3 protein-coding genes and 2 pseudogenes are annotated in these 7,196 nt (G+C 74.5%); 4 read left to right on the top strand and 1 reads right to left on the bottom strand.

The genetic code is table 11. From position 1 onward, the window contains the following. The 4 genes and pseudogenes from ACFP3R_RS05270 to ACFP3R_RS05260 all read left to right on the top strand — a co-directional run. The coding region (locus tag ACFP3R_RS05270) for a DAK2 domain-containing protein (protein WP_380633353.1) at positions 1-1,144 on the top strand (1,144 nt) is incomplete at its 5' end. Positions 1,145-1,158: 14 nt separating this feature from the next. After that, positions 1,159-1,662, top strand: a pseudogene (locus ACFP3R_RS37815) (OB-fold nucleic acid binding domain-containing protein); the annotation flags it as partial. Positions 1,663-2,895: 1,233 nt separating this feature from the next. Then, positions 2,896-4,194: pseudogene (locus ACFP3R_RS37810) on the top strand (ATP-dependent DNA helicase RecG); the annotation flags it as partial. An 82-nt stretch (positions 4,195-4,276) separates the two neighbouring features. Beyond that, entirely contained in the window at positions 4,277-5,089 is an 813-nt protein-coding gene (locus ACFP3R_RS05260) for an SCO4651 family lipoprotein (protein ID WP_380633349.1), read from the top strand. Positions 5,090-5,414: 325 nt separating this feature from the next. Here the strand turns inward: ACFP3R_RS05260 and ACFP3R_RS05255 are convergent, their stop codons facing one another. Beyond that, positions 5,415-6,851, bottom strand: a complete 1,437-nt coding sequence (locus ACFP3R_RS05255) for a coiled-coil domain-containing protein (RefSeq protein ID WP_380633347.1) — start codon at positions 6,849-6,851, stop codon at positions 5,415-5,417. Positions 6,852-7,196: the final 345 nt, after the last annotated feature.

The following is a 7,196-nucleotide window of genomic DNA, read 5'->3' as shown; positions in this document are numbered from 1 at the left end:
GGGGCCCGCGCCGCCCGGCCCCGGCGCCGACGCGCTGGCCGACACCCCGCGCCAGCTGGCCGCGCTGGCCCGCGCCGGGGTGGTCGACGCGGGCGGGCGGGGCCTGGTGGTGCTGCTGGACGCGCTGGCCGCGGTGATCACCGGGCAGGCGGTGGCGCCCGCGCCCGCCGGGCCGCCGGTGCCCCGCGACGCGCTGACCACCGCGCGCGAGGCCGGGTCGCCGGAGTTCGAGTACGAGGTCATGTACCTGCTCGACGGCGTGGCCGGGGACCCCGGGGCCGAGCGCCTGAAGGCCGCGCTGGGCGCGCTGGGCGACTGCGTGTCGGTCGTGGGCGACGGCGCGGGCCTGTGGACCGTGCACGTCCACTGCAACGACATCGGCGCGGCGGTGGAGGCCGGCGTCGAGGCGGGCCGCCCCCACCGGATCACGGTGGCCAGGTTCGCCGACCAGGTCGAGGCCCAGGCGTCCCGGTTCACCCGCGAGCGGGCGGTGGTGGTGCTGGTCGACGGCCCCGGCGCGGTGGAGCTGTTCCGCTCCGAGGGCGCGGTGGTGCTCGACACCGGCGAACCGGTGACCGCGGCCGACGTGCTCGCCGTGCTGACCGGCACGCGGGCCCGGCACGTGACCGTGCTGCCCGGCGGCCCGGAGCTGCGCGAGCCGCTGGACGACGCCGTGGCGCAGGCGTGCGCCGCCGGTCAGGACGTGGTCGTGGTGCCGACGTTCTCGCCGGTGCAGGCGCTGGCCGCGCTCGCCGTGCACTCGCCGTCCCGGCGGGCGGGCGACGACGTGGTGGCCATGGCCGAGGCCGCCGCCGCGACCCGGCGCGGCGAGGTCGCGGTGTCCGGCCGGGAGGCCATCACCTGGGTCGGCCGCTGCTCGCCCGGCGACCTGCTCGGCATGGTCGACGGCGAGGTCGTGCTGATCGAGCCCGGTTCCGCCGACGTGGGCGCGCTGGCGTGCCGGCTGGTGGACCGGATGCTCGCCAGCGGCGGTGAGCTGGTCACCGTGCTGCTCGGCCGGGGTGCCCCGAGCGGGATCGGGCGCGTGCTGGAGGATCACCTCCGCGTCGCCCACCCCGAGGTGGAGCTGGCCGCCTACGCGGGCGGGCAGCCGGACGCGATCCTGGTTGTCGGTGTCGAGTAGTTGGATGGGCCGGGATGACGACCTTCGACGACGAGCTGGAACCGGTGCTCGGCAAGAAGAGCGCCGACGCGCTGGGGTCCGGCCTGGGCCTGCGCACGGTCGGTGACCTGCTGCGCCACTACCCGCGCCGGTACGACGAGCGCGGCAAGCTCACCGAGATCAAGGGCCTGGAGCTCGGTGAGCACGTGACCGTGCAGGCGCGGGTGAAGAGCGCGCGCCAGCGGCGGATGAAGTCGCGCAGCGGCGAGCTGCTCGAAGCCGTCATCACCGACGGGTCGAGCGACCTGCACCTGGTGTTCTTCGGCCGCGGCTCCCGCAAGGTCGAGCGCGAGCTGCTGCCCGGCCGCGAGGCGATGTTCGCGGGCAAGGTCGGCATGTTCAACGGCAAGCTCCAGCTGGCCCACCCCGACTACCAGGTGCTCGACGGGTTCGAGGGCGACGCGGCCAGGTTCGCGGGCGCGTTCATCCCCGTCTACCCGGCCGCGCAGGGCATCCAGTCGTGGCACGTGTCCAACTGCGTCGAGCAGGTCCTGGCCCTGTGGGACGGCGTGGCCGAGGACCCGCTGCCCGCCGCGCTGCGGCAGGAGCGCGGGCTGGTGCCGCTGGAGAAGGCGCTGCGGGACGTCCACCGCCCCGACGGCTGGGCCGCGATCGCGGTGGCGCAGGAGCGGTTGAAGTGGGACGAGGCGATGGCCGTCCAGCTGGCCCTGGCGCAGCGGCGGCGGTCGTCCAACGCCCGCCCGGCCCCCGCCTGCCCGCCCCGCACCGGCCGGGTGCGCGACGCGTTCGACGACCGGCTGCCGTTCGAGCTGACCGCCGGGCAGCGCGAGGTGGGGGAGCGGATCGCCGCCGACCTGTCCGGCGAGCACCCGATGAACCGGCTGCTCCAGGGGGAGGTCGGCTCGGGCAAGGCGCAGCCGCTGGACGCGGGCGTGCTCACCCCGACCGGGTTCCGGCCGATGGGCGAGATCGAGCCCGGTGACGAGGTGATCGCCGCCGACGGCGAGGTCACCGTGGTCACCGGGGTGTTCCCGCAGGGCGAGCGCGACGTCTACCGACTGGTCCTGTCCGACGGCACGGGCGTCGAGTGCGACCTGGAGCACCTGTGGGCGGTGGACCGCGCGGGACGGCGCGAGGTGCTGACCCTGCGCGAGATCCGCGACGGCCTGTCCGACGAGGTCGAGTGGCGCCTGCCGACCGTCGTCGCGCCGGAGCTGGACCGCTTCGAGGACCGTCCCGAGGACCCGTACCGGCTCGGTGCCTCGCTCCCCGGCGGGGGCGTGCCCGAGGCGTACCTCGTGGCCCCGGTGAAGGACCGGCACGCGCTGTTGCAGGGGCTGCTGGACGCCGCCGGCGAGGTGGTCGGGGGAGAGGTGGTGTTCCGGTCGCCCTCGGCGCGGCTCGTCGGGCAGGTGGGGTGGCTCGCGGAGTCGCTGGGCGGCACCGGCCGGGTCCTGGCCGGCTCCTCGGGCGAGTTGCGCTTGCCCGCCGGCTCCTCGGGCGAGGGTCGCCTGCCCGCTGGCTCCTCGGGCGAGGTGGGCTTGCCCGGCGGCTCCTCGGTCGTCGAGGTGCGCCTGCCCGGCGGCTTCCCGCCGTTCCGGGTGCCGGACAAGGCCGGTTCCGCGCGGCCGGCCGAGCCGGTCCGGGTGATCCGCCGGGTCGAGCGCGTGGGGCGCAAGCCCGTGCAGTGCCTCTCCATCGCGCACCGAGACCGGCTCTACGTCACCGACCACTTCGTCGTGACGCACAACACCATGGTGGCCCTGCGGGCGATGCTCCAGGTCGTGGACGCCGGGCGGCAGGCGGCGATGCTCGCGCCCACCGAGGTGCTGGCCGCGCAGCACGCGCGCTCGCTGCGGGAGCTGCTGGGCGACCTCGGGCAGGCGGGCGAGCTGGGTGCCGCCGAGCACGCGACGCGGGTGACGCTGCTGACCGGGTCCATGGGCGCGGCGGCGCGGAAGCGGGCGCTGCTGGAGATCGTGACCGGCGAGGCCGGGATCGTGGTCGGCACGCACGCGCTGATCCAGGACCGGGTGGAGTTCGCCGACCTGGGCATGGTCGTGGTGGACGAGCAGCACCGGTTCGGCGTCGAGCAGCGGGCCGCGCTGAGCGGCCGGGCCGGCGGCTCCACGCCGCACGTGCTGGTGATGACGGCCACCCCGATCCCGCGCACGGTCGCCATGACCGTGTACGGCGACCTGGAGGTCTCGGCGCTGCGGGAGCTGCCCGCCGGGCGGTCGCCCATCAGCACGTCCGTGGTGCCGGTGGCGGAGAAGCCGGCCTGGCTGGACCGGGCCTGGCAGCGCATCCGCGAGGAGGTCGGCAAGGGCCACCAGGTGTACGTGGTGTGCCCGCGCATCGGCGACGGCGACGAGTCGGCGTCGGGTGCGGAGCAGGGCGCGGAGGAGCCGCCGAAGGAGGACGGCTCCGACCGGCGGCCGCCGCTGGCCGTGGTGGACGTGGCCAACCGGCTGGTCGAGGGGCCGCTGCGGGGCCTGCGGGTCGACGTCCTGCACGGCCGGATGCCCCCGGACGACAAGGACGCCGTGATGCGGGCGTTCGCGGCCAACCAGGTGCAGGTGCTCGTGGCCACGACCGTGGTCGAGGTCGGCGTGAACGTGCCCAACGCCACCGTCATGGTGATCATGGACGCGGACCGGTTCGGCGTGAGCCAGCTGCACCAGCTCCGCGGCCGGGTCGGGCGGGGCAGCGCGCCGGGGCTGTGCCTGCTGGTCACGGAGATGCCGGAGGGCACCTCCACCATGGCCCGGCTGCGGGCCGTGGAGTCCACTGTGGATGGGTTCGAGCTGGCGCAGCTGGACCTGGAGCTGCGGCGCGAGGGCGACATCCTCGGCGCGGCCCAGTCGGGTACGCGGTCCGGGCTGAAGATGCTGTCGCTGCTGCGCGACGAGGACGTGATCACCGAGGCGCGGGTGGTGGCGCAGGGGGTCGTGGACGCCGATCCGGACCTGGTGGCGCACCCCGGCCTGGCGCTGCTGGTGGCTGGGTTGCTGGACGACGAGCGGGCGGAGTACCTGGAGAAGGCGTAGCGCGGGCGGGGTACCCGGGGGAGGCGTGGCGCGGGCTGGAGCACCTGGAGAAGGCGCGGGCCGGGTGCGGTTACCCTGACTCGTGCGCCGATTCCTGCTCGCCCTGGTTCCGCTGGCGCTGGTCGCCTGCTCGACCGCGCCGTCCGGCGACCCGGCCCCGACCACCTCGTCCCCGCCCAGGGGCGACCTGGCGTTGCTCGCCGACCGCGTCGAGCAGCGGCGGACCGAGCTGGCCACCGCCTCGTTCCGCACCGAGGGGTTCGCCACCGACGGGCAGGGCCTGGACGTGAGCAACGTCGTGAACGGCGTGGTGCGCTACTCCGGCGGCGGGGTGAGCGCGTCGATGGACATGGACGTCTCGACCGGCGGGCAGGCCCCGAACCGGACGTCGCTGGTCCTGGTGCCCGGCGGGACGTACGTGCGGGTCGCGGGCGCGCCCATGCCGGCGGGCAAGGAGTGGGGCTACTACACGGCGGGCAACAGCGCCGAGCTGGGCGCGCTGCTGCGCGGCTTCGGCCCGAGCGCGACGGTGGGGGCCGAGCTGGACTACCTCCAGCCGAGGGCGGCGCTGATCGTCGCGCGCGCGACCGAGGACCTCGACGGGGTGCCGGTGACGCGGTACGACCTGGTCGTCGACACCTTCAAGATGGCCAAGACCATCGAGGACCCGGACATCCAGCTCCAGCACACCCAGCTGGCCGAGTACGGCGTGAAGATCGCCGCGTCGGTGTGGGTGGACGACACCTCGGTGCCGCTGAAGGCCGAGTACCGGTTCGAACTGGACGGGAAGGTGGTCAAGCGCTCCGCCACCCGGTTCCGCGACTGGGGTGGACCGGTCGACGTGGTCGTGCCCAACCAGGCGCAGGTCGTCCCGGCGGAGGAAATTCCGCAGTAGGGCGGGCGAGGTAGGCGGGCAGGCGGGCAAGGCGGGCAGGCAAGGTAGGCAGGCGGGTAGGCGGCTGCGGATCGAGCTACTCGGCTCCCTGGCCCGACCAGGCCGGACCCCCGCCGAATCCGGCCTCTCGACATCGTGGCCGGGCGCGACCCGGACCCGGGCGCGACCCGGACCCAGGGGCCAGCCGGATCTGAGCACGAACCGGACCTGGAGGCCAGCCGGACTCGGGAGCCAGCCAGCCCCAGGGGCCAGCCGGTCGATCAGGCCGGGGTGACGTGGACCAGAGCCCAGCCGGCCGACCCCGCGACCCCGCCACCCCTGAGGACTACCTGCCGCCCTTCTTGAGGATGGGCAGCTTGGTGGTGGGCGGCTCGGACTGGTTGACCTCGGCCTGAGCTGCCCCGCCGCCAACCCTCACGCCACCGGTCCGCGCGCCACCGGCCTTCGCCCCACCGGCGTTGGCGGCAGCCTTCGGCCCGGCCGGGCTCGCACCGACTCCGGCCCCACCGGCGGCGGGCTTCCGCGTCACCACGGTGGTCTCGTCGTCGGTGTCAGTCGCGTCGGCAGCGGCCGTACCGGCGGTGGTGCTGTCGGTAGCGGTCTTCTCCGCGACGCCCTTGTCCGCGCTCTTGTCCACGCCCCTGTCCGCCGAGGTCTTCTCGGCGGCAGCGCTGGGACCCGTGTCCACACCGGCACCGGCACCGGCATCAGCGTCGCCACCGCCGTCGGCACCAGCGCCGCCACCGGTGAGGGCCAGGTCACCCTCCAGCGGCGTGAGGGTGCCGACCGCGCGGGTCATCGCGTCGTGAGCCGCGGCGAACTGCTTGGTCAGCTCCTCGTGCACCGCGTGGAGCTGGGTCAGCTTCCGGTCCGCGGCGGTGGTGCGGCGCGTGGCGTGGGCGTCCGCCTCGGTGACCGTCTTCTCGGCGCGGGCGTTGGCCTCGGAGACGGTCCGCTCCGCCTGCGCGTTGGCCTCGCCGATCGCCTTCTCCGCCTTGGCCAGCGCCTCGGACTCCAGCTCCGCGATCTGCCGCTGCGTCTCGGCCCGCAGCTCCGCGGTCTCCGCGCGAGCGGCTTCGAGGAGCTTCGCGGCCTCGGCCTTCGCCTCGACCACGTGCACCTCGTGCTCCTTGTGGAGCGTGGTGCGCAGGTCGTCGTACTCCTTGTCCAGGTCGTCGTGGTAGCCCTTGTACTTCTGCTCCAGCTCGGTCCGCCTCGCCTCCAGCTCGGCGGCCTTCGCCTCGAACTCCGCGGTCGCCCGCTCGCGGTCCGCGCGGGCCTCGGCCACCAGGGCCTCGTGCTCGGCGTTGAGCTTCGCCCGCAGCTCCTCGTGCGACTTCTCCAGCTCGGCGCGCCGCTCCTCGTGCTGCCGCTCCAGCTCGGTGGTCCGCTGGAGGTGCGCCGCCTCCAGCTGCCGGCGCCGGTCCTCCAGCTCGGCCATCGCCCGCTGGTGCGCCGCCCTGCCCTCGGCCGCCGCGCGGTCGGCCTCGGCGCGCGTGGCGTTCGCCTGGTCCTGCGCCGCCTTGCGGATGTCGGCGATCTCCTCCTCCGCCAACGTCATCATCACGCGCACGCGCTCGGTGACGTTGGACGCGTTGACCGGGCTGTTGGCCAGGTTGTTCAGCTGGCCCTTGACCTTGTCCAGCTCCGCACGCGTGCCGTTGAGCAGCTTCGTCAGCTCGGCGACCTGGGCCGACGCCGCCTCACGCGCTCTGGTGGAGTTCTTGAGGTCGAACTCCAGGCGCGTCACGCGCTCGTTCACCTGGCGTTGGTTGTACCCGCGCAGAACGACGTCGAAATGGGTGCGGGCAGCAGGCTGCCCAGTCCCTTCAGCCCCGGCCATGGGTCAACCCTACCGAGAACACGCCGGCAGTGGTCACTCGATGCGGTGAACACACCGTAATCGGTCGGGCGTGCAGCGTCGTGAAATCCGTTCGTCGGGCAGGGCGATCGAGGGGAACGCCAAGGCGGGGGAGGGGGGCTGGGCGAGGGGCGGTGTGATGGGGTTCATGGGGTTATTCTCGAACAGGTGTTCGACCGGGGGCAAGCTCTCTGTCGGGTGAGGTTCGGGGAGGGTCGGGCGGACCGGCCGAGCACCCCTCGCCTT

The organism is Saccharothrix lopnurensis (assembly GCF_042658445.1).
Classification (GTDB): Bacteria; Actinomycetota; Actinomycetes; order Mycobacteriales; family Pseudonocardiaceae; genus Actinosynnema; species Actinosynnema lopnurensis.
Note: the sequence above shows the minus strand (reverse complement) of the source record. Positions and strands in the feature narration are given on the sequence as shown.